The 22,407-nt window shown below is 70.8% G+C and carries 20 protein-coding genes; 9 read left to right on the top strand and 11 right to left on the bottom strand.

The window, feature by feature from the left end:
- Positions 1 to 17: 17 nt before the first annotated feature.
- From OG303_RS23305 to ssd, 6 genes are all read right to left on the bottom strand, one after another.
- Positions 18 to 383, bottom strand: a complete 366-nt coding sequence (locus OG303_RS23305) for a TadE family type IV pilus minor pilin (protein ID WP_405870580.1) — start codon at positions 381 to 383, stop codon at positions 18 to 20.
- On the bottom strand, positions 370 to 579 hold the full coding sequence (locus OG303_RS23310; protein ID WP_405870581.1) for a DUF4244 domain-containing protein: 210 nt from the start codon (positions 577 to 579) through the stop codon (positions 370 to 372). The genes OG303_RS23305 and OG303_RS23310 overlap by 14 nt, the downstream gene beginning before the upstream one ends.
- A 140-nt stretch (positions 580 to 719) precedes the next feature.
- Positions 720 to 1,508, bottom strand: a complete 789-nt coding sequence (locus OG303_RS23315; RefSeq protein WP_405870583.1) for a type II secretion system F family protein — start codon at positions 1,506 to 1,508, stop codon at positions 720 to 722.
- Positions 1,505 to 2,374 (bottom strand): type II secretion system F family protein, encoded by an 870-nt coding sequence (locus OG303_RS23320; RefSeq protein ID WP_405870585.1) that lies wholly within the window; start codon positions 2,372 to 2,374, stop codon positions 1,505 to 1,507. Before OG303_RS23320 ends, OG303_RS23315 begins: the two co-directional genes overlap by 4 nt.
- A complete protein-coding gene (locus tag OG303_RS23325; protein WP_405870587.1) occupies positions 2,358 to 3,602 on the bottom strand; it encodes a TadA family conjugal transfer-associated ATPase in 1,245 nt (414 codons plus the stop codon). Before OG303_RS23325 ends, OG303_RS23320 begins: the two co-directional genes overlap by 17 nt.
- Positions 3,599 to 4,711 (bottom strand): septum site-determining protein Ssd, encoded by a 1,113-nt coding sequence (gene ssd, locus OG303_RS23330; RefSeq protein WP_405870589.1) that lies wholly within the window; start codon positions 4,709 to 4,711, stop codon positions 3,599 to 3,601. Before ssd ends, OG303_RS23325 begins: the two co-directional genes overlap by 4 nt.
- Positions 4,712 to 5,285: 574 nt before the next feature.
- Here ssd and OG303_RS23335 point away from each other — a divergent pair.
- On the top strand, positions 5,286 to 6,119 hold the full coding sequence (locus OG303_RS23335) for an HAD family hydrolase (RefSeq protein WP_405870591.1): 834 nt from the start codon (positions 5,286 to 5,288) through the stop codon (positions 6,117 to 6,119).
- Between the two features lie 370 nt (positions 6,120 to 6,489).
- Here the strand turns inward: OG303_RS23335 and OG303_RS23340 are convergent, their stop codons facing one another.
- Positions 6,490 to 7,314: an oxidoreductase gene (locus OG303_RS23340; RefSeq protein ID WP_405870593.1), complete on the bottom strand. Its 825-nt coding sequence runs from the start codon at positions 7,312 to 7,314 to the stop codon at positions 6,490 to 6,492.
- Positions 7,315 to 7,415: 101 nt separating this feature from the next.
- On the opposite strand from OG303_RS23340, the gene OG303_RS23345 reads away from it, so the two are divergent.
- Entirely contained in the window at positions 7,416 to 8,396 is a 981-nt protein-coding gene (locus OG303_RS23345; RefSeq protein WP_405870595.1) for an ATP-binding protein, read from the top strand.
- A 3-nt stretch (positions 8,397 to 8,399) separates the two neighbouring features.
- Here OG303_RS23345 and OG303_RS23350 read toward each other — a convergent pair whose 3' ends face one another.
- Positions 8,400 to 9,689, bottom strand: coding sequence for a hypothetical protein (locus OG303_RS23350; RefSeq protein WP_405870596.1), 1,290 nt, complete (start codon positions 9,687 to 9,689; stop codon positions 8,400 to 8,402).
- A gap of 338 nt (positions 9,690 to 10,027) precedes the next feature.
- Between OG303_RS23350 and OG303_RS23355 the strand changes: the two genes are divergently transcribed.
- The 6 genes from OG303_RS23355 (at position 10,028) to OG303_RS23380 (ending at position 18,175) form a co-directional block, all read left to right on the top strand.
- Positions 10,028 to 12,433, top strand: a complete 2,406-nt coding sequence (locus OG303_RS23355; RefSeq protein ID WP_405870598.1) for a SulP family inorganic anion transporter — start codon at positions 10,028 to 10,030, stop codon at positions 12,431 to 12,433.
- 323 nt (positions 12,434 to 12,756) lie between these two features.
- Positions 12,757 to 14,715 carry an acetate--CoA ligase gene (gene acs / locus OG303_RS23360; RefSeq protein ID WP_405870599.1) on the top strand — a complete coding sequence of 653 codons (1,959 nt, stop codon included), beginning with the start codon at positions 12,757 to 12,759 and terminating at the stop codon, positions 14,713 to 14,715.
- Positions 14,716 to 14,914: 199 nt separating this feature from the next.
- Positions 14,915 to 16,351, top strand: coding sequence for a Na+/H+ antiporter NhaA (gene nhaA / locus OG303_RS23365; protein ID WP_405870601.1), 1,437 nt, complete (start codon positions 14,915 to 14,917; stop codon positions 16,349 to 16,351).
- 60 nt (positions 16,352 to 16,411) lie between these two features.
- Positions 16,412 to 16,915: a phage holin family protein gene (locus tag OG303_RS23370; protein ID WP_405870603.1), complete on the top strand. Its 504-nt coding sequence runs from the start codon at positions 16,412 to 16,414 to the stop codon at positions 16,913 to 16,915.
- Entirely contained in the window at positions 16,912 to 17,865 is a 954-nt protein-coding gene (locus OG303_RS23375; RefSeq protein ID WP_405870604.1) for an alpha/beta fold hydrolase, read from the top strand. The genes OG303_RS23370 and OG303_RS23375 overlap by 4 nt, the downstream gene beginning before the upstream one ends.
- A 127-nt stretch (positions 17,866 to 17,992) precedes the next feature.
- The gene (locus OG303_RS23380; RefSeq protein ID WP_363285324.1) at positions 17,993 to 18,175 is read left to right on the top strand and encodes a hypothetical protein; all 183 of its coding nucleotides are present in this window, start codon (positions 17,993 to 17,995) and stop codon (positions 18,173 to 18,175) included.
- A 65-nt stretch (positions 18,176 to 18,240) separates the two neighbouring features.
- On the opposite strand, the gene OG303_RS23385 is transcribed toward OG303_RS23380, so the two are convergent.
- From OG303_RS23385 to nth, 3 genes are all read right to left on the bottom strand, one after another.
- Positions 18,241 to 19,440: a MarP family serine protease gene (locus OG303_RS23385; RefSeq protein WP_405870606.1), complete on the bottom strand. Its 1,200-nt coding sequence runs from the start codon at positions 19,438 to 19,440 to the stop codon at positions 18,241 to 18,243.
- Positions 19,441 to 19,559: 119 nt separating this feature from the next.
- Positions 19,560 to 20,255 carry an NUDIX hydrolase gene (locus OG303_RS23390; protein WP_405870607.1) on the bottom strand — a complete coding sequence of 232 codons (696 nt, stop codon included), beginning with the start codon at positions 20,253 to 20,255 and terminating at the stop codon, positions 19,560 to 19,562.
- A 211-nt stretch (positions 20,256 to 20,466) separates the two neighbouring features.
- The gene (nth, locus tag OG303_RS23395; protein ID WP_405870608.1) at positions 20,467 to 21,408 is read right to left on the bottom strand and encodes an endonuclease III; all 942 of its coding nucleotides are present in this window, start codon (positions 21,406 to 21,408) and stop codon (positions 20,467 to 20,469) included.
- Positions 21,409 to 21,726: 318 nt separating this feature from the next.
- On the opposite strand from nth, the gene OG303_RS23400 reads away from it, so the two are divergent.
- A complete protein-coding gene (locus tag OG303_RS23400) occupies positions 21,727 to 22,401 on the top strand; it encodes a Crp/Fnr family transcriptional regulator (RefSeq protein ID WP_020129286.1) in 675 nt (224 codons plus the stop codon).
- Positions 22,402 to 22,407: the final 6 nt, after the last annotated feature.

Consider the following 22,407-nt stretch of genomic DNA (forward strand, 5'->3'; position numbering starts at 1 on the left):
CCACGAGAAGCCGACTTTCACGGCCCCACCCCCACCGTCTCCTCCGCCGCGGCCACGGCTTCCTCCCGTACGTCGAAGGGCAGGCCGTGCAGCACCGGCGGCCTCGCGACCACGACCACGTGGACCTGGTCCCCCTCCCGGTCGACGGTGACCTTCGCACCGCGCGGTGCCGCCTCGCGGGCCACCTCGACGACCGAGTCGGCCGGGTCCTGACGGGCCGCCGCCCGCGCCCCGGTCCGCGCCGCGTCCACGCACTGGATCTGCGCGGCCACGACCAGCAGCCCCCACACCAGCGCCATCGCGAACATCACCAGCACGGGCAGCACCACGGCCGACTCCGCCGTCACGAACCCTCTGTCGGCGCCCTTCTCACATCCGCGCATCGAGCGCCTGCTTCACGATGCCCTGCAGCTCCGCGCTGACGGCTCCACTCGTCACCACCTTGTAGAGGACCACCGCGAACGCCACCGCCGCCACGATCCCCACCGCGTACTCCGAGGTGACCATCCCCGCGTCCCTCCGCGCCGCACGCGCCCCGCACACCAGGGCGCGCAGCCGCGCCCGTACCGCCTTGTACATCTCAACCCCCGTAAGGTTCAGTCCTGTTGATCACTTGTCACTCGCCGGCGACCGCCTGCCGCTCGACGCCGACCACGTGCCGCTCCGCAGCGGCCACTCGCCGCTCGGGCACCGTCCAGGTGCCGTCCGCACCACTCCCGTCATCCACCACCCCCTCCCAGCACTCCCCCCGCGAGCCCGATCACCACGGGCAGTACGCCGACCGCGATGAACGCGGGCAGGAAACACAGCCCCACCGGTGCGGTGACCATGACGGCCGCCCGCCGGGCCCGTGCCGTCGCGGTGCGGGCCCAGTCGGCGCGGACATCCGCCGCGAGCCGCGCGACCGGTGTGGCGGCGGGCAGCCCGGACACGTCGGCCCGTTCCAGCAGCCTCGCCAGGGCTCCGGCGCCCGGCAGTGCGGCCAGCCCCCGCCAGGCCTCGGCCGCCTCGCCGCCGAGCCGCACCTCCGCCGCACCCCGCGCCAACACGTCCCCGACGGGGCCGCCCAGGGCCTCACCCACGGCCCGCGCCGCGACGACAGGCCCCGCACCGGCAGCGATGCAGGCGGCCACCAGGTCGGCGGAGAGCGGGAGTTGGCGTGCCGCCTCGCCCGGGTCGTACGCCTCCGCGCCGCGCCCGGCCGCCTTCCGCACACGCCACCGCCACAGCCCGCCCGCGACGGCCAGTCCCACCAGGACACCGGCGGGCCCGCCGACCAGAACCCACCCGGCGCACACCATCCCCGCCGCAGGCAGCCACCGCCGCGCGGCACCCCGTACCTCGAAACGCGGTCCGGCCCGCATCACCTCGATGTCCGCCAGCAGCTCGGCCAGCCGCCTGCGCACCTTCCGCCGACGCCGTGCCGCCTCCAACCGGCTCAGCAGCCACCCGAGAGCGAGCAATACGCCCACGGTCACCCCCAGCCTGTGGACAACTTCCGCGCTCATGTCGCCTCCGCTCCCCGCACGATCCGCATCGCCCACCACATCCCCAGGCCCTCCAGCAGACCGCCGATCAGCAGGCAGCCCACCCCGACCCCGGTGTGCAGCAACACATGCAGTGGGTCGGCCCCGAGGGCCGTACCGAGAGCGAGTCCCAGAGCGGGCAGCCCCGCGAGCATCACCGCCGTGGACCGCGAACCCGCCAACTGGGCACGCAGGTCGGCGCGTTGGTCGCGCTCCGCCCGCAACGCCCCTTCGAGCCGGTCGAGTCCGGCCGCAAGTCCCGCGCCCTGGTCCACGGCCACCCGCCAGCACGCCGCGAGGCCCAGCAGTCCCTCGGCGCCGGGTTGCCGTGCAGCCACCGTGAGCGCGCCCGGCACATCGCCGCCGAACCGCGCCGCCGCCAGCACCGCCGCCTGCGCGCCCCCGAGCCCGCCGAAGTCCCACGCCGCACGCAGCAGCGCCTCGGCCGGCTGCCGTCCGGCCCGCACCTCCCCGGCGAGCGCCCCGCACAACGCGATCACCGCGTCGCCGCGGCGCTCCCGTGCCCGCCGGGCCTCCCCGGCCAGCCGCACCCGCCGCAGCAACGGCACCCCGGCCGCCCCCGCGACGACCGGCAGCACCGACGCGCCCAGCACCGCCAGTACCACCCCGACGGCCAGGGCCCACCATTCGGCCCGCAACCGCCCGCGGATCCGCCGCAGTTGACCGGCCACCTCCCGCCAGGACGGCGGCCCGGTGCCCACCACCCCGCCGTCCGCGAGCAACAACTGCGCCCGCCGCGCCCCGGAGTGCCACCCGCTCATCAGCAGGGCCGCCGCACCCACACACATGACGGCCGCTCCCATCGCCATCTCACCCATCCCCGTCACCGCTCTTCCCCTCGCTCCGAAGCAGCCCCCGCAGCCGCTCCCACCCCCGCTCGTACACGAACGCCTCCGCGCCCCACCGCAGCGCCGGCACCGTCCGCACGAGCCCCGACGGCTCCCTCTCCAGCACGTGCACCTCGGCGATCCGCCGGCGCCCGGCCCGGTCCCGCACAAGATGCAGGACCACCGACAGCGCTGCCGCCAACTGGCTGTGCAGCGCGGCCCGGTCGAGCCCGGCCGCCGTACCCAGCGCCTCCAACCGGGCCGGTACGTCGGCAGCGGCATTCGCGTGCACGGTGCCGCCGCCGTCGTGACCGGTGTTCAACGCGGCCAGCAGATGCACCACTTCGGGACCGCGCACCTCGCCCACGACCAGCCGGTCCGGCCGCATCCGCAGCGCCTGCCGCACCAGGTCCTGGAGCGTGACCAGTCCCGCGCCCTCCTGGTTGGCGGGTCTGCTCTCGAGGCGGACGACGTGCGGATGGTCCGGCCGCAGCTCCGCCGAGTCTTCGGCGAGCACGATCCGCTCACCGGGCCCGACCAGCCCCAACAACGCGCTCAACAGCGTCGTCTTGCCGCTGCCCGTGCCCCCGCTGATGAGGAAGGACAGCCGCGCCTCGAGCAGCGCCCGCAGCACGCGGTCCCCGCCGGGCGGCACCGTGCCCGCCGCGACCAGTTCGTCGAGCGTGAACGCCCGGGGCCGTACGACTCGCAGCGACAGACACGTGCAGCCCACGGCCACCGGTGGCAGCACCGCATGCAGCCGCGTCCCGTCGGGCAGCCTGGCGTCGGCCCACGGCCGTGCGTCGTCGAGCCGCCGCCCGGCCACTGCGGCCAGGCGCTGCGCGAGACGTCGTACGGCCGCCGGGTCCGGGAAGGAGACCGGCGTCAGCTCCAGTCCGCCGCCCCGGTCCACCCAGACCCGATCCGGAGCCGTCACCAGCACGTCGGTCACCGACGGATCGGCGAGCAGCGGTTCCAGCGGGCCGCTGCCGACCAGCTCGGACCGCAACCGCTCGGCCGCACCGAGGACTTCGGCGTCGCCCAGGACCCGCCCCTGCTGCCGCAACGCCTGCGCCACGCGCGCGGGTGTCGGCTCGGCCCCGCTCTCGACCAGCCACTGCCGTACGCCGTCCAGGAGCCCCGTTGGCGTGTCCGGACCGGCGGCCGAGGATGCCGCCACACCGCTCGCCCGCCACAGCGCCTGCGAAGGTCCCGAACCGGCGCTCATGCGTCACCCGCTTCCACCAGTGCGCGCTCCCAGAACTCCCTGCAGAAGCGCGCCAGGGGCCCGCGTCCGCCGGCCGCGGGCGGCGTCCTGCCCTCACCCGGGCGCAACAGCCCCGATTCCACGGGCAGTTCGCCGGCCAGGGGCAGTCCGAGCAGCCGGGCCACCTCGCGGTCGTCGAGTCCGGGCGCATACGGCCCCCGTACCGCGACCCGCAGATCGCGCAGGACCATGCCGAAGGCGGACGCCACCCGCCCGGCCGCAGCGACGGCGCGCAGTTCGCCGGGGACCACCAGGAGCCCGAGGTCGAGCTGGGCAAGCACCTCGGCGACCCCGTCGTCGACGCGGCGCGGCAGGTCGACGACCACGGTGCCGCCCCGCCGTCTGGCCGCGGCGAGCACCGCCCGTACGGCCTGGGGCGGGACGGCGATGCGGTCACCGCGATCCCAGCTGAGCACCCGCAGGGAGTGGAGCTGCGGCAGCGACTCCTCCAGGGCGCCGCCGCCGACCCGCCCGCGGGAGGCGGCGAAAGCCGGCCAGCGCAGTCCCTCGGCGCTCTCGCCGCCGAGGAGTACGTCGAGTCCGCCGCCCAGCGGATCGGCGTCCACGAGCAGGGTGCGCAGCCCCTCGCGCGCGGAGGTGACAGCGAGGGCACACGCGAGCGTGGATGCTCCGGCCCCGCCGCGGCCCCCGATGACGCCCACCGTGAGGGCGGGCCGGCCCACGCCCTCGGCGACGTCCGCGATGCGGTCGACCAGCCATTGTTCGCCGTCGGGCAGCATCAGGACGTGGTCGGCGCCGATCTCGACGGCCCGGCGCCAGACCCCGGAGTCGTCCTGGTCGCGGCCGACCAACACCACTCCTCGCCTGCGTGCGGCCCCGCGCACACGCCGCGCGGCGTCGTCGCCGACCAGGACGAGCGGTGCGGCCTCCCAGCCGCCCGCCCGCTCCGGGACCGAGTGGTGGACCTCGGGTGTCGCACCCGCCGCGGCACACAGCCGCAACAGGTCGTCCAGCAGTTCGACGTCCTCCGTGACGATCAGTGGTCCGGCCTGCCGCCCGGAGGCGGCGGGCGGTGGTTCGTGAGTGACGGCTCCGGTCACGGTCTCCATCCCCCTTCGCTGCATCTCTCGCGCAGCCCCTGCGGCCACGCGATTCCCAAACGTGTGAAGAACCGGCAACCGGCCTCCATATGAACGGCCGATACGAACCGGCCAAACCCGCCCGACAAACCGGAACCGGTCATGAACTCGGCGCGAGCGGGACGCGTTTGAATCACGGTGCAGCGATCCCGGAAATCGTGTGGATCTTGGTCGATAACTGTGGACAACTCGACGGTTGTGAATATCGCCGTCACCCAAACCGGTGACCCCCGTACCAGCCCCTGTGCGACTTCCGCAGAGCAGCCCGGCGGCTACACACAGTGACGAATCATGGGCATGCGAAAGAGGCGGCCACAGCCGCCTCGCGATGGCCGTATGGCCGCATGAAAAGAGGAAAAACCCACCCGGACATGCGACGACCCCCACCGGGGGGGAGAGTGGGGGTCGTCATCACGGCCGACTCGGGGGGGGAGGAGCCGGACCGCGTTAGCACGGTCGCGAACGATCCGTGACTTCCATGGTGTACCCGAGAGCTCTCTCAGGCAAACCCACGCGCCCACCTTACGCCGAATGGGCTGCGCCTATGCTCAGGGTTGTGGAAAACCACTCCTTGCCCCGCACAGCGGCCTTCTTTGACCTGGACAAGACGGTCATTGCGAAGTCGAGCACGCTCACCTTCAGCAAGTCGTTCTACCAAGGCGGTCTGATCAACCGCAGGGACGCCTTGCGTACCGCGTATGCCCAGTTCGTCTTCCTCGTCGGCGGCATGGACCACGACCAGATGGAGCGGACACGCGAGTACCTGTCCGCGCTCGTCCGCGGCTGGAACGTCCAGCAGGTCAAGGAGATCGTCGCCGAGACCCTCCACGACCTGATCGACCCGATCATCTACGACGAGGCCGCCTCCCTCATCGAGGAGCACCACACCGCAGGCCGCGACGTCGTCATCGTGTCGACGTCGGGCATCGAGGTGGTGGAGCCGATCGGCGAGCTGCTCGGCGCGGACCGTGTGGTGGCGACGCGCATGGTCGTCGGCGAGGACGGCTGCTTCACCGGAGAGGTGGAGTACTACGCGTACGGTCCGACGAAGGCCGAGGCGATCAAGGAACTGGCCCGGTCCGAGGGATACGACCTCGACCGCTGCTACGCCTACAGCGACTCGGCGACCGATCTGCCGATGCTCCGGGAAGTCGGCCATCCGCACGCCGTGAACCCGGACCGCACGCTGCGCCGCGAGGCACTCGCGCGCGGGTGGCCGATCCTCGATTTCCACCGGCCGGTCCGGCTCAAGCGGCGGATCCCGGCGTTCTCCGTACCGCCCCGCCCGGCCCTGGTCGCGGCGGCGGCGATAGGCGCGGCGGCGGCCACCGCGGGCCTCGTCTGGTACGCCGGCCGACGCCGGGTGGCGCCCGTGTGACCCACCGATTCACCGGCGCCAAGACCTTGGTTCGACAAACCGGCGCCCGTTTGCAACCTATTTGAGCCTAAAAGTAAAGAAGTACAGCTGGGGGTTCCGCTTGCTTCGGTCCTGGAGTACAAAGGGGTTAACGGCCCGCGAGACCAAGGACATCCGAAAGGATCACCTTTATAACGCATTTGGCCCCACGGACCGAGCATGAACACCGGGCACCCACGCGACGTCGACCCGTCGATTACGGGCCAGCCGCACCAGGTGACGGGCAAAGTCCCGACCTGATGGGCAATATATCGAGGACGCTTGGTAACGCGGTGAACATGCCAGCGGCGGTACGAATCCTCGTACCGCCGCAACCCTTTTCCCAGGCTTCCTATGCCGCCCCGCGCTGCAGCGCCTCGCACACGGCCGTCGACTCGCGCACCCCCAGCTCGACCGACCTGCCGCAGTGGGCGATCCAGGCGGCCATGCCCTCCGGCGTACCGGAGACGTACCCCTCGAGCGCCGCCAGATAGGCAGCGCGCCCCAGCTCGGCATGGCCGACCTCGGCCGGGCAGACGGACTTGGGGTCGAGGCCGCTGCCCACCAGGACGATGCGCTCGGCCGTGCGGGCGACCAGGCCGTTGTGCGAGCCGAAGGGGCGCAGTGCGAGGAGTTCGCCGTGGACGACGGCGGCCGTCACCAGGGCGGGGGCGGAACTGCCCGCGATGATCAGCTCCGACAGACCCTCCAGCCGTCCGTGCACCTCGTCGGCGCCCGGCAGCGGCAGCTCGACGAGCGGCTCGTCGACCGGCTCGCCCGCCTGGCGCGGCCGCCCCGCCTCGTCCCCCTTGCTCGCGGCGGCCACCAGATGCAGCCGGGCCAGCACTCTCAGGGGCGACTGCCGCCAGATGGACAGCAGTTGGCCAGCCTCCGCGGTCAGCCTCAGCGCCGCGCCCACCACGCGCGCGTCGTCGTCACCGCTGAAGTCGGTGCGTCGGCGCACCTCTTCGAGGGCCCAGTCGGCGCCGGACAGCGCCGCCGACCCACGGGCACCGCGCAGCGCCGCCTCGGAGGTGATCTCGTTGCTGCGGCGCCGCATGACCCGGTGCCCGTAGACCCGGTCCACGGCCTTGCGCACGGACTCCACGGACTCCGCCACACCGGGCAGCGAACCCAGGGCCTGGAGCGGATCGACGTTCGCACCTGTCGTACTCATGAGTACGACAGTAGCCACCCCAGGGGCGCGCCCCACGAACGAGTGGTCTTCTTCACGTCCGTATGCCACATACAGCTACGACTTCACTACCCTTAGTGAACATGAAAATTGCTTTCGTCGGGAAGGGCGGCAGCGGCAAGACGACCCTGTCCTCCTTGTTCATCCGCCACCTCGCGGCCACCGGAGCGCCGGTCGTCGCGGTGGACGCGGACATCAACCAGCACCTGGGCGCGGCACTCGGCCTCGACGAGGCGGAGGCCGCCGCGCTGCCCGCGATGGGCGAGCGACTGCCGCTGATCAAGAACTACCTGCGCGGATCCAACCCACGGATCGCCTCCGCCGAGACGATGATCAAGACGACGCCGCCCGGCGAGGGCTCGCGTCTGCTGCGGGTGCGCGAGACGAATCCGGTGTACGACGCCTGCGCCCGGCCGGTGGAACTCGACGGCGGCGCCGTCCGTTTGATGGTCACCGGCCCCTTCACGGACGCCGACCTGGGGGTCGCCTGCTACCACTCCAAGACGGGAGCGGTGGAGCTGTGCCTGAACCACCTGGTGGACGGGCAGGGCGAGTACGTCGTAGTGGACATGACGGCGGGCTCGGACTCCTTCGCCTCCGGCATGTTCACCCGCTTCGACATCACGTTCCTCGTCGCCGAACCGACCCGGAAGGGAGTCTCCGTCTATCGCCAGTACAAGGAGTACGCCCGCGACTTCGGTGTCGTCCTGAAGGTCGTCGGCAACAAGGTGCAGGGGCAGGACGACCTCGACTTCCTGCGCGCCGAGGTCGGGGACGACCTGTTGGTGACCGTCGGGCACTCGGACTGGGTGCGCGCCATGGAGAAGGGCCGCCCGCCCCGGTTCGAGCTCCTGGAGGACACCAACCGCCGTGCCCTGCACGCCCTTCAGGCCGCCGCGGACGCGACGTACGAGCTGCGCGACTGGGAGCGCTACACCCAGCAGATGGTGCACTTCCACCTGAAGAACGCCCGGAGTTGGGCCAATGCCCGCACCGGGGCCGACCTGGCGGCGCAGGTCGACCCCGGGTTCGTGCTCGGTGAGGGCGTCACCGCCTCCGTGTGACGGCTACCGCTTGGCCGCCGGCGCCCCGGGCACACCCTTCGGGGCCGGGGCGGGGGCGCCGTTCAGGAAGGACGCCCAGCCCTGCTTCGGGGCCTCGCCGACGTTCAGGGCGCGCAGCTTCGCCAGGGTCTGCGGGTCCTGGGCGTCCAGCCAGTCGGCGAGTTGATGGAAGGACACACAGCGCACGTCGGGCTTGTTGCAGACGTTCTCGACGACGTCGTCGATGGCGCGCATGTAGGTGCCGCCGTTCCAGGACTCGAAGTGGTTGCCGATGACCAGCGGCGCGCGGTTGCCGTCGTAGGCGCGGCGGAAGCCCTTGAGCAGGCCGGCGCGCATCTGGTCGCCCCAGTAGTCGAACTTGTCGGGGTCACCCTGGGTCTGGGTGCCGGACTGGTTGACCATGAAGTTGTAGTCCATGGTGAGCTGCTCGTAGGAGTGCCCGGGGAAGGGCACGAGCTGCATCGACAGGTCCCACAGCCCTGCCCTCTTCTTCGGCCAGACCTGGTCGTTGACCCCGCTGGTGTCGTAGCGGAAGCCCATCTGGCTCGCGGCCTTCACGAAGTTCTGCTGGCCCTCGAGGCAGGGCGTGCGCGCGCCGATGAGTTCCTTGTCGTAGTCGAAGGGCAGCGGGGCCGCCTTCTTCATGTCGGAGTTGGTCTTCCAGCTCTTGACGAACTGCTTGGCCTGCGTGATCTCGCTCTTCCACTCCGCGACCGACCACTCACCGACGCCGCCGTTCTTGCCGCAGAAGTGGCCGTTGAAGTGGGTACCGATCTCGTTGCCCTCCAGCCACGCCAGGCGCAGCTGCTTCACGGTGTCGGCGATGCCCTTCTCGTCGTTGAAGCCGATGTCGGAGCGGCCCGGCGAGTGCTGCGGGGGCTTGTAGAGGTCGCGCTTCTCCTCCGGCAGCATGTACACGCCGCTGAGGAAGTACGTCATCGTCGCGTGGTTGGCCTTGGAGAGCTTGCGGAAGTGGGAGAACAGCTTCTGGCTGTCCTCGCCCGCGCCGTCCCAGGAGAAGACGACGAACTGCGGGGGCTTCTGGCCGGGCTTGAGACGTTCGGGTCTGGGCAGGTGCGGCTGCGCCCCGGTGTACGCGGTGGAGCCGTCGCCGATGAGACGCACCACGCTCCCCGGCGCCTGCGCCGGCTGGGCCGGATGGGCCGGCTGGGCCTTCTGCGGACCGGAGGCACCTGCCTTGGAACCGGTGGAGCCGGTCGCGCAGCCGGCGACCGACGCGGCACAGGCCGCGGCGATCACGACACCTGCGGCGATCCTCTGGGTGGCGGCCATGTCCGCCCACCTTCTTCCTTCTCTCAGGCCAACGCCGATGAGGGCGTTTTCTGGTGGTGTGCCGGGCTGGCCCGACAGCGCCGCCAAGGTCGCACGGGGCCGAGAAGGAATTAGTACGACAAGCCGATGAAATGACCGCTTCACTCATTGGAGTGAGTCATTGCCCCATTTGCCAGGAAAGTCTATGCCTGGCCTTTACTCTGAATTACGATCCATTTACCGAGCGTTGATTTTCATCCCGCCGCTGCACGCCGTGACCCACGGCCGCGACCCGACCCCCGCCCATCGACGGGGGCGACCTGATCCGCGACCGCGCTGCCCCGGAGGAGACGGGAAACATGTCAGCCTGTGCCCCCACCCGCGCCACCGACCCGAGTCGGACGAAGCGCGCCCACCAGCCCCACAGTCCACCGCCGGCCCCCCACCGCCGCTTCCACATCGCGGGCGCCGACCTGTCGGCCTCGATCGCGGTCTTCCTGATCGCCCTTCCCCTGTCCCTGGGCATCGCCCTCGCCACCGGCGCCCCGCTCCAGGCCGGCCTGGTCGCCGCCGCGGTCGGCGGGCTCGTCGCCGGGTGGATCGGCGGCTGTCCACTCCAGGTCAGCGGCCCCGCCGCGGGACTCACGGTCGTCACCGCCGACCTCATCCACCACTACGGCTGGCGTACGACCTGTGCCATCACGGTCCTCGCCGGCCTCGCCCAACTCGGCCTGGGCTGCCTGCGCGTGGCGCGCACCGCGCTCGCCGTCAGCCCCGCCATCGTGCACGGCATGCTCGCGGGCATCGGCGTCACCATCGCCGTCGCCCAGCTGCACATCGTCCTCGGCGGCACCCCGCAGAGCTCCGTCCTCGACAACCTCCGGGCCCTGCCCGCCCAGTTGGCGGCCCTGCACCCCGCCGCCGTGACCGTCAGCGTGCTGACCCTGACCCTGCTGCTGCTCTGGCCGCGGATCCCCGGCCGGGTGGGACGCCTTCTGGGCAGGATCCCGGCCGCGCTCGTCGCGGTGGCCGGCGCCACCGTGGCCGCCTCGCTCGCCGGGCTGAGCCTGCCCAAGGTCGACCTGCCGTCCTGGAGCAGCCACGCCCTGGCCGGACTTCCCGAGGGCCCGGTGCTCGGCCTGACCGCGGCCGTACTGACCACCACGCTGGTGTGCAGTGTGCAGTCGCTGCTCGGCGCGGTCGCCGTGGACAAGCTGGTGGCCGCGCGGCCCGGCCTGACCGCCCGGGTAGGCCGCTCCGACCTGAACCGCGAACTGCTCGGGCAGGGCGCCGCCAACATCGTCTCCGGCGCGCTCGGCGGACTGCCGGTCGCCGGGGTGGCCGTGCGCAGTTCGGCGAATGTGAATGCGGGAGCCGTGAGCCGGAACTCCACGATGCTGCACGGCGTTCTCGTAGTAGTCGCCGCGCTGCTGATGGTCCCGATCCTGGAGTTCATCCCGCTCGCCTCACTCGCCGCCCTGGTGATGGCCGTCGGCATCCAGATGGTGTCCCTGCACCACATCCGCACGGTGACCCGCCACCGCGAAGTGCTGGTGTACGCCGTCACCACACTCGGCGTCGTGTTCCTCGGCGTCCTGGAGGGCGTGACCCTCGGGATCGCCGTGGCCGTCGCCGTCGCCATGAATCGCCTCGCCCACACCCGCATCACGCACGAAGAGGAGGAAGGAGTCCATCACGTCCATGTCCGAGGGCAGTTGACGTTCCTCGCAGTGCCGCGGCTCAGCCGGGTCCTGCATCTCGTACCCCAAGGCGCCCACGCCGTCGTGGAGTTGGACGGGTCGTTCATGGACCACGCCGCGTACGAGTCACTGCAGGACTGGCAGAACACGCACACCGCACAGGGCGGCTCCGCCGAGCTGACCGGCCGCCGAAGCGGTACCCGCATCACCGAGCACACACCTCTCACCGAGGAACATGCCGAGTCCTCCGTCGGCTGCCGCTGCCGTCCCTGGACTCCGTGGCGCAACCACCAGTGCGAGAGCCCGCAGTCCGAGCCGCCCGCCGAACACACCAGTGCGCCCGGCGGACCGAACGAGCCGGACAGACCGGGCGGTCCGGGGGCTCCGGGCGGCCGGAGTGGGCATCAACTGGCGCGTGGCATCAGCGCGTTCCAGCGCAACACCGCACCACTCGTGCGGGGTGAGCTGGCTCGTCTGGCCCGGGAGGGGCAGCAGCCGTCCCAGCTCTTCCTCACCTGCGCCGACTCGCGGCTCGTCACGTCGATGATCACCTCCAGTGGTCCCGGCGATCTGTTCGTGGTGCGCAACGTGGGCAACCTCGTTCCGCTGCCCGGCGAGGAGAGCGGCGACGACTCGGTGGCGGCAGCCATCGAGTACGCGGTGGACGTGCTGAAGGTGCGGTCCATCACGGTGTGCGGGCACTCCGGGTGCGGGGCCATGCAGGCGCTGCTCAATGCCGAGCCCGGCGGCACCCAGACGCCGCTCAAGCGGTGGCTGCGGCACGGGCTGCCGAGCCTGGAGCGCATGGCCGACGACAGCCGGCCGTGGGCACGTCTCGCGGGCCGGACGCCGGCCGACGCGGTGGAGCAGCTCTGTCTGACCAACGTGGTCCAGCAGTTGGAGCACCTGAGCACCCACGAGTCGGTGTCCCGGGCGCTGCGGGACGGCGCGCTGGAGCTGCACGGCATGTACTTCCACGTGGGCGAGGCCCAGGCGTATCTGCTCACGGGGGCGGACGGGGACGGCGTCTTCGACCACGTGGAGGAGGCGGACCTGTCCGCCTGACCGGTACCGGTCTGCCAAGGGTGTGCGACCCCCCGATCGGCGCGGGTCGCACACCCGTAGTGTGTCCGACACGGGGCCGCCCCGACACGCCCGGGCCGCGAAGGCCGTGACCTCCCCGCGCGGCGCCGGTGCACTGGGATGTGAGAGGCGTTACAAGTGCTGAACTCCGCCCTGTCGGCGTCCGTGGGTACGGATGACGCCGGACGACCCAGCACCCCGCCCACAGGTCTAAACCAATTTCCCGTCGACCCTTGTCATCGGCCCCCCGGGTCTGATGAGCTGTGGCCTGGGACACAACGGACACCCTGAGAAAGGGAGATGTCGTGAGCAACGAAAGCCTGGCCAACCTCTTGAAGGAGGAGCGACGCTTCGCGCCGCCGGCTGACCTGGCCGCTGGCGCCAACGTCACGGCGGAGGCGTACGAACAGGCCAAGGCTGACAGGCTCGGCTTCTGGGCCGAGCAGGCACGTCGGCTGACGTGGGCCAAGGAGCCGACCGAGACGCTGGACTGGTCGAACCCGCCGTTCGCCAAGTGGTTCAAGGACGGCGAGCTCAACGTCGCGTACAACTGCGTGGACCGGCATGTCGAGGCGGGCAACGGCGACCGCGTCGCCATCCACTTCGAGGGTGAGCCCGGCGACAGCCGTGCCGTCACCTATGCCGAGCTCAAGGACGAGGTGTCGAAGGCCGCCAACGCGCTGCTGGAGCTGGGAGTTCGGGCGGGCGACCGGGTCGCCGTCTACATGCCGATGATCCCGGAGACGGCGATTGCGATGCTGGCCTGCGCCCGCATCGGCGCCGCGCACTCCGTCGTGTTCGGCGGCTTCTCGGCGGACGCCCTCGCCACCCGCATCCAGGACGCCGACGCCAAGGTGGTCATCACCTCGGACGGCGGTTACCGGCGCGGCAAGCCGTCCGCGCTCAAGCCGGCCGTGGATGACGCCGTCGCGCGCGTGGACAACGTGGAGCACGTGCTCGTCGTACGCCGTACCGGCCAGGAGGTCGCCTGGAACGACGAGCGCGACGTGTGGTGGCACGAGATTGTCGAGCGGCAGTCGGCCGAGCACCCGCCCGAGGCCTTCGGGGCCGAGCACCCGCTGTTCATCCTGTACACGTCCGGTACGACGGGTAAGCCCAAGGGCATCCTGCACACCTCCGGCGGCTACCTCACCCAGGCCTCGTACACCCACCACGCCGTCTTCGACCTCAAGCCGGAGACCGACGTGTACTGGTGCACGGCCGACGTCGGCTGGGTCACCGGGCACTCGTACATCGTCTACGGGCCGCTGGCGAACGGCGCCACCCAGGTCATGTACGAGGGCACGCCGGACACCCCGCACCAGGGCCGCTTCTGGGAGATCGTGCAGAAGTACGGGGTGACGATCCTGTACACGGCGCCGACTGCGATCCGTACGTTCATGAAGTGGGGCGACGACATCCCCGCGAAGTTCGATCTGAGCAGCCTGCGTGTGCTCGGGTCGGTCGGTGAGCCCATCAACCCCGAGGCCTGGATCTGGTACCGCAAGCACATCGGTGCCGACAGGACGCCCATCGTGGACACCTGGTGGCAGACCGAGACCGGCGCGATGATGATCTCGCCGCTGCCGGGCGTCACCGAGACCAAGCCGGGCTCCGCGCAGACGCCGCTGCCCGGTATCTCCGCGACCGTCGTCGACGACGACGCGAACGAGGTGCCCGACGGCGGCGGTGGCTACCTGGTCCTCACCGAGCCGTGGCCGTCGATGCTGCGCACCATCTGGGGCGACGACCAGCGGTTCCTCGACACGTACTGGTCGCGCTTCGAGGGCAAGTACTTCGCTGGTGACGGGGCGAAGAAGGACGACGACGGGGACATCTGGCTCCTCGGCCGCGTCGACGACGTGATGCTGGTGTCCGGGCACAACATCTCCACCACCGAGGTCGAGTCCGCGCTCGTCTCCCACCCGTCGGTCGCCGAGGCGGCCGTCGTCGGCGCGGCGGACGAGACGACCGGGCAGGCCATCGTGGCGTTCGTGATCCTGCGCGGTTCGGCGAACGCCGAGGACGAGGGTCTGGTCGACAACCTGCGCAACCACGTCGGCTCCGCTCTCGGCCCGATCGCCAAGCCGAAGCGGATCCTGCCGGTGGCGGAGCTGCCGAAGACCCGCTCCGGCAAGATCATGCGGCGCCTTCTGCGGGACGTGGCCGAGAACCGCGAGCTCGGCGACGTGACCACGCTGACCGACTCGTCGGTCATGGACCTCATCCAGGCGAAGCTCCCGGCGGCGTCCAGCGAGGACTGACAGGTAGCAGCAGGTGCCGGCAAGCACTGAGTACGGCATCGAAGGGCACCCGGCACCAGACGCGCCGGGTGCCCTTTTCGCACCTAACGTGGGGATCGCCGGATTCCTCCCCGCTCATCTTAGGTAAACTAAGCAAAGGTGCGCCGGGAAGTCTGGTCGGCAAGTGCTTCGTCCTGCCCACCGACCGGAGGTCCTCCCCGTGGCCGCGCCCCACACCCCCAGCCCCCGCAAGGTTCTCGGACGCCTGTCCCTGCCCGAGCGGACCTTCGTGGCGGATGCGCTGCGCACCGAGACGGTCGGCGGTGTGCTGCTGCTCGTCGCCGCGATCACCGCGCTGATCTGGGCGAACATACCCGCGCTGCACAACAGCTACGAGAGCGTCGGCCACTTCCACTTCGGCCCCGAGGCCCTCGGCCTGCACCTGTCGATCACGCACTGGGCCGCCGACGGACTCCTCGCCGTCTTCTTCTTCGTGGCCGGCATCGAGCTCAAGCGCGAGCTGGTCGCCGGTGACCTCAAGGACCCCAAGGCAGCCGCGCTGCCGGTCGTCGCGGCCCTGTGCGGCATGGCCGTACCGGCGCTCGTGTACACGCTCACCAATCTGACCGGCGGCGGATCGCTCCAGGGCTGGGCAGTGCCCACGGCCACCGACATCGCGTTCGCGCTGGCCGTGCTCGCCGTCATCGGTACGTCGCTGCCGAGCGCCCTGCGCGCCTTCCTGCTCACGCTCGCCGTCGTCGACGACCTCTTCGCGATCCTGATCATCGCGGTCTTCTTCACGAGCTCCATCGACTTCGCCGCGCTCGGCGGCGCGGTCGTGGGCCTCGCCGTCTTCTGGCTGCTGCTGCGCAAGGGCGTGCGCGGCTGGTACGTGTACGTCCCGCTCGCGCTCGTCATCTGGGCGCTGATGTACAACAGCGGCGTGCACGCCACCATCGCGGGCGTCGCCATGGGCCTGATGCTGCGCTGCACACCCCGCGAGGGCGAGCAGCACTCCCCAGGCGAGCACATCGAGCACCTCGTACGACCCCTGTCAGCGGGCCTCGCCGTCCCCCTCTTCGCGCTGTTCAGCGCCGGTGTCGCCGTCTCAGGTGGCGCGCTCGGCGACGTGTTCACCAAGCCGGAGACGCTGGGCGTCGTCCTCGGGCTCGTCGTCGGCAAGGCGCTCGGGATCTTCGGCGGCACGTGGCTGACGGCTCGTTTCACCCGGGCGTCACTGAGCGAGGACCTCGCGTGGGCGGACGTGTTCGCGGTGGCGACGCTGGCCGGCATCGGCTTCACCGTGTCCCTGCTGATCGGCGAACTCGCCTTCGACGGGGACGCCGTACTGACGAACGAGGTGAAGGCCGCCGTACTGATGGGGTCCCTCATCGCGGCGACCCTGGCGACGGTGCTGCTGAAGATACGGAACGCCAAGTACCGCGCGCTGTGCGAGGCCGAGGAGCGCGACGAGGATCTCGACGGCATCCCGGACATCTACGAGCAGGACGAGCCGGCGTACCACCTGCGGATGGCAGCGATCTACGAGAACAAGGCCGCCGAGCACCGCCGGATCGCCGAACTGAAGGCCGCCGAACGACGCGCGCTTGCCGAAGTACCGGGCGGGGCAGGCGAGGACGACGGCCGTCCGGCATGATCTGACGGGACGGTACAAAAGGACCGTTCAAAAACAGCAAGGCAGAAGAGGGAGACCGCGATGAGCGCACCCGACGGCAGCCCGGTCGGCGCCGAACGCAGCATCGGCCAGCTGTTCGCCTCCGCGACGACCGAGATGTCGGCGCTCGTGCACGACGAGATCGCGTTGGCCAAGGCGCAGCTCAAGCAGGACGTCAAGCGCGGTGCGACGAGCGGCGGCGCGTTCACGGTGGCCGCCTGTGTCCTGGTGTTCTCGCTGCCGATGCTGAACTTCGCGCTGGCGTACGGCATCCGGACCTGGAGCGACTGGAACCTCGCGATCTGCTTCCTGCTGTCTTTCGCGGCGAACGTGCTGGTCGCGGTCGTCCTCGCGCTCATCGGCGTGGTCTTCGCGAAGAAGGCCAAGAAGGGCCAGGGCCCGCAGAAGGTAGCCGCGTCCATGAAGGAGAGCGCGGGCGTCCTGCAGAAGGCCAAGCCGCACCCGCGGCCGGAGGCGCCTCAGATCCCGGCGATCGAGGACCGCGCCCCCGCGGCCATCGAGGCTGTGGGACGCTCGTCCTCATGACGGACCCCGGCACACCTTCGGCGCAACCCCTCTCGGTCGTACGGCCGGGCGCCCTCCCCGACGGGACAAAGGTGACCCACCGGGACGTGGCCGCCAACGGCGCCCGCTTCCACATCGCCGAGGTCGGCGATGGGCCGCTGGTGCTGCTGCTGCACGGCTTCCCGCAGTTCTGGTGGACCTGGCGGCACCAGCTGAGCACGTTGGCCGACGCGGGTTTCCGGGCCGTCGCCATGGACCTGCGCGGCGTCGGCGGCAGCGACCGCACCCCGCGCGGCTACGACCCCGCCAACCTCGCGCTCGACATCACCGGCGTGATCCGCTCCCTGGGCGAGCCGGACGCCGCACTGGTCGGCCACGACCTGGGCGGATATCTGGCGTGGACGGCGGCCGTGATGCGCCCGAAGCTCGTGCGGCGGCTCGCGGTCGCCTCGATGCCGCACCCCCGGCGCTGGCGCTCGGCGATGCTCTCGGACGTGAAGCAGACCCGCGCGGGCTCCTACATCTGGGGGTTCCAGCGCCCCTGGCTCCCCGAGCGGCAGCTGACCGCGGACGACGGCGCGCTGGTCGCCGAGCTGATCCGGGAGTGGGCCGGGCCGAACCTGCCGGACGACGACGCGGTGGAGACGTACCGCCGCGCGATGTGCATCCCGTCGACGGCGCACTGCTCGATCGAGCCGTACCGCTGGATGGTCCGCTCCATGGCTCGCCCGGACGGCATCCAGTTCAACCGGCGGATGAAGCGGCCGCTGCGGGTGCCGACGCTCCACCTCCACGGCTCGCTCGACCCCGTGATGCGCACGCGGAGCGCGGCCGGATCCGGCGAGTACGTCGAAGCGCCGTACCGCTGGCGGCTGTTCGACGGACTGGGGCACTTCCCGCACGAGGAGGATCCGGTCGCTTTCTCCACAGAACTGGTCAATTGGCTGAAGGATCCCGAACCCGATCGGTGACCGAGTCGATGCGCCCGGTATCCGGATCTGAACATGTGTCCTACGAACAGCCAATTGCCCGGCGCATAGGCCAATTGGGGGCCCAGGGGGCGGTTATCGACCTTGGGGCAGGGGCACACGTCGGGGTATGGGCTGGACGCACGACTACAGTGACGCAGCACGCAATCGCCGCTCGGGCAGTGGCCTGAGCTCCCACCAGCGAGGCGGTGCTCCGCAAATGGCGGGTACAGATCTAAGGGTGGGCATCCCGCGCATTCTGCGCCGCCGGGCCCGCTGGGTCTCGGTACGCCTGCGTCATCCCCGGGGCTGACGCGCCTCTTCACGTAGCACGTCGTAGTACGTCTTCTCGCAGTGCGTCTTCTCGCAGCACGCGGCTCACAGGGCGCAGCTGTCGCTGTCCACCTGCTGGTTGGCGGTACGCCCCTTGGTGATGTCCTCCTGGATCTCGTCCGCGGTGAGTGCGTACCCCGTGTCGGCGTCGTCGAGGGACTTCGCGAAGACCACGCCGTACACATGGCCTGCGGGCGTGAGCAGCGGGCCGCCGGAGTTGCCCTGGCGGACGGTCGTGTACAGCGAGTAGACGTCGCGGCGGACGGTGCCACGGTGGTAGATGTCCGGGCCGTTGGCCGGCAGGCGGCCACGCACGCGTGCGGCCCGGACGTCGTACGAGCCGTTCTCCGGGAAGCCCGCGATGATCGCGCTGTCGCTGCTCTTGGCGTCCGTGGTCGAGAACTTCAGGGCGGGCGCCTTGAGGTCGGGCACGTCGAGTACGGCGATGTCGCGGTGCCAGTCGTAGAGGACGACCTTCGCGTCGTACTTCCTGCCCTCACCGCCTATCTGGACGGTGGGCTCGTCGACGCCTCCGACGACGTGCGCGTTGGTCATGACGCGGCGGTCGGCGAAGACGAAGCCGCTGCCCTCCAGGACCTTGCCGCAACTCTGGGCGGTACCCATGACCTTGACGATGGAGCGCTTCGCGCTCGTGGCCACGGGGCTGTTCGCGAGCGCCGGGTCGGGGGGCTGAACGTCGGTGATCGGCTCGTTCGCGAACGGGCTGAAGACCTGCGGGAAGCCGTTCTGCGCGAGGACCGAGGAGAAGTCCGCGAACCAGGTGTCGGCCTGGTTGGGCAGGGCCCGGGAGACGCCGAGGAGCACCTTGGAGTTACGGACCTCCTTGCCGAGCGTCGGCAGTGTGGTGCCCGCGAGGGCGGAACCGATGAGCCACGCCACCAGGAGCATCGCCACGACGTTGACGAGGGCGCCGCCGGTGGCGTCCAGGGCGCGGGCCGGGGACCAAGTGATGTACCGGCGCAGCTTGTTGCCCAGGTGGGTGGTCAGGGCCTGGCCGACGGAGGCGCAGACGATGACGACCACGACCGCGACGACCGCGGCGGTCGTGCTCACCTCTGCGTTGTCGGTCAGCGCGTCCCAGATGACGGGCAGGATGTAGACGGCGACGAGACCGCCGCCCAGGAAACCGATCACCGACAGGATGCCGACGACGAAGCCCTGGCGATAGCCCACGATCGCGAACCACACGGCGGCGACCAGCAACAGGATGTCCAGCACGTTCACCGGTTCGAGCCTCGCCTCATCACTTTGCGGTCATCTCAGGTCGGCCGGGGGCCGGCCCGCCGCGCAGCGGCGATCGGATACAGCATCCCCCGGAAAGACACAGCACGGCAGACACCCTGTCATGACCGCCAGTCGAGCGGGACCTGCTTGTCCCGGTCCCAGGGGCGCTCCCAGCCCGCGTAGTGGAGCAGGCGGTCGATGATTCCGGCCGTGAAGCCCCAGACCAGAGCCGATTCGACCAGAAATGCCGGACCTCGGTGGCCGCTGGGGTGGACCGTCGTGGCGCGGTTGCCGGGGTCCGTGAGATCCGCCACGGGGACGGTGAAGACCCTGGCCGTCTCGTTCGGATCGACGACTCCGACCGGGGTCGGCTGGCGCCACCAGCCCACCACGGGTGTCACGACGAAGCCGCTGACCGGGATGTACAGCTTGGGCAGGACGCCGAAGAGCTGGACGCCCGCCTGGTCGAGCCCCGTCTCCTCCTCGGCCTCGCGGAGCGCGGCTCTGAGCGGGCCGTCGGCCTGCGGGTCGCCGTCCTCGGGGTCGAGGGCGCCGCCGGGGAACGAGGGCTGCCCCGCGTGCGACCTGAGCGAGCTCGCCCGCTCCATCAGCAGCAGCTCGGGGCCGCGCTCGCCCTCACCGAAGAGGATCAGTACGGCCGACTGCCGTCCCGCCCCGTCCTCCGGCGGCAGGAAGCGGCTGAGCTGCAGCGGCTGCACCGTCTCCACCGCCCGCGCCACCGGGTCCAGCCACTCGGGCAGCCCCTCCTTGCTGAGCGTCACCGACCCACCCTGCGTATTGCTCGCGCTCGTCATCGCCACCCCCGTCCTGCCACGTCCAACGCCTCGAGATCCCGAGATCGTTCCTGAGCCCTGCCCGCCGGCTTCGGCGGCGTCTGCGGACCTGCCACATGCGACGGTGTCCGCCGACCCGTCGAACGACTCAGCTCCGTCGGGCAGGCGAACCCCGTCAGTCGGCCCTCCCCCGCCGGGCCGGTCGGCGGTTCCTCGCGCCCCGCAGCGCCCCTCATCCGGCCCCCAGCGGCGGCGCCGGTTTGCCGCCCGCGTCCAGATACGACTGCGGGGGGTTGAGGCGCTGACCGGGGAAGCCGCCCTTCTCGTACTTGAGCAGCTTCTTCGCCTTCTCCGGGTCCGTCTCGCCCTCGCCGTACGCCGGGCAGAGCGGCGCTATGGGGCAGGCGCCGCAGGCGGGCTTGCGGGCATGGCAGATGCGGCGGCCGTGGAAGATCACGTGGTGCGAGAGCATCGTCCAGTCGCTCTTGGGGAAGAGCTCGCCGACGGCGGCCTCGATCTTGCCCGGGTCGGTCTCGTCCGTCCACTGCCAGCGCCGCACCAGCCGCTGGAAGTGCGTGTCCACGGTGATACCCGGCCGCCCGAAGGCGTTCCCGAGCACGACGAAGGCGGTCTTGCGGCCCACGCCGGGCAGCTTGACCAGGTCTTCGAGGCGGCCCGGGACCTCCCCTCCGAACTGCTCTACCAGCGCCTTCGACAACCCCATGACGGACTTGGTCTTGGCCCGGAAGAAGCCGGTCGGGCGGAGGATCTCCTCGACCTCCTCGGGGTTGGCGGCAGCCAGGTCCTCCGGGGTGGGGTACTTGGCGAACAGCCCCGGCGTCGTCTGGTTGACCCTGAGATCGGTGGTCTGGGCGGACAGCACCGTGGCGACCACGAGTTGGAAGGGGTTCTCGAAGTCCAGCTCCGGGTGGGCGTACGGATACACCTCGGCGAGCTCGCGGTCGATGCGTCGGGCACGGCGGACCAGAGCCGTGTGCGACTCGCCCTTCGGCGGCTTGACGGCGGACTTCGCGGCAGGGACGCCCTTGACCGCAGCCGTCGCTTTCTTCGGCGCGACGGCCGCCTTCTTGACGGCCGCCGTCTTTTTCACAGCCGCTTTTTTCACAGCGGTCTTCTTCGCGGCGGCCTTCTTCGCCGGAACGCTTTTCGTCACTTTTGCCGGTTTCTTTCCGCCACCGGAGTTCTGTTCGCCCACAGCGGAATCACGACGTACAACCACCCGCCCAGCCCCCTTGGCCTGTGCTCTCACCGGCGATTTGGACACCCGGCCAGCCTAGAGCCCGGCACTGACATCCGCCCCGGACCCGGGAGATCGGCCCCCAATTGGACCCCTGCCGCTTACCTCGGGACATGTGTGCGGCATCCTTGTGACAGATCACACTGTTTGGACCGTCCGGCAAAATGGGGAGCACGGTCCCCTGGTACCAAGGGGGAGCAACATCCCCTGAGCAGGTCGACAAGGAGAGAACTCGTGGACGACGTTCTGCGGCGCAACCCGCTCTTCGCGGCGCTCGACGACGAGCAAGCCGCGGAGCTCCGCGCCTCCATGAGTGAGGTGACCCTCGCGCGCGGTGACTCGCTCTTCCATGAGGGCGACCCCGGTGACCGGCTCTATGTCGTCACCGAGGGCAAGGTGAAGCTCCACCGCACATCCCCCGACGGCCGCGAGAACATGCTCGCCGTCGTCGGTCCCAGCGAGCTGATCGGCGAGTTGTCGCTCTTCGACCCGGGCCCGCGCACCGCCACGGCCACCGCGCTGACCGAGGTCAAGCTGCTCGGCCTCGGCCACGGCGATCTGCAGCCCTGGCTCAACGCCCGGCCCGAGGTGGCCACCGCGCTGCTGCGCGCCGTCGCCCGCCGTCTGCGTAAGACCAACGACGCGATGTCCGACCTGGTCTTCTCCGACGTCCCCGGCCGCGTCGCCCGCGCCCTGCTGGACCTCTCCCGCCGCTTCGGCGTGCAGTCCGAGGAGGGCATCCACGTCGTCCACGACCTGACGCAGGAGGAGCTGGCCCAGCTGGTCGGCGCCTCGCGCGAGACGGTCAACAAGGCGCTGGCCGACTTCGCGCAGCGCGGGTGGCTCCGCCTGGAGGCGCGGGCCGTCATCCTGCTCGACGTCGAGCGACTCGCCAAGCGTTCACGCTGAGGGCTC

Origin of the sequence: Streptomyces sp. NBC_00005, assembly GCF_045160215.1 — a bacterium.
GTDB lineage: Bacteria > Actinomycetota > Actinomycetes > Streptomycetales > Streptomycetaceae > Streptomyces.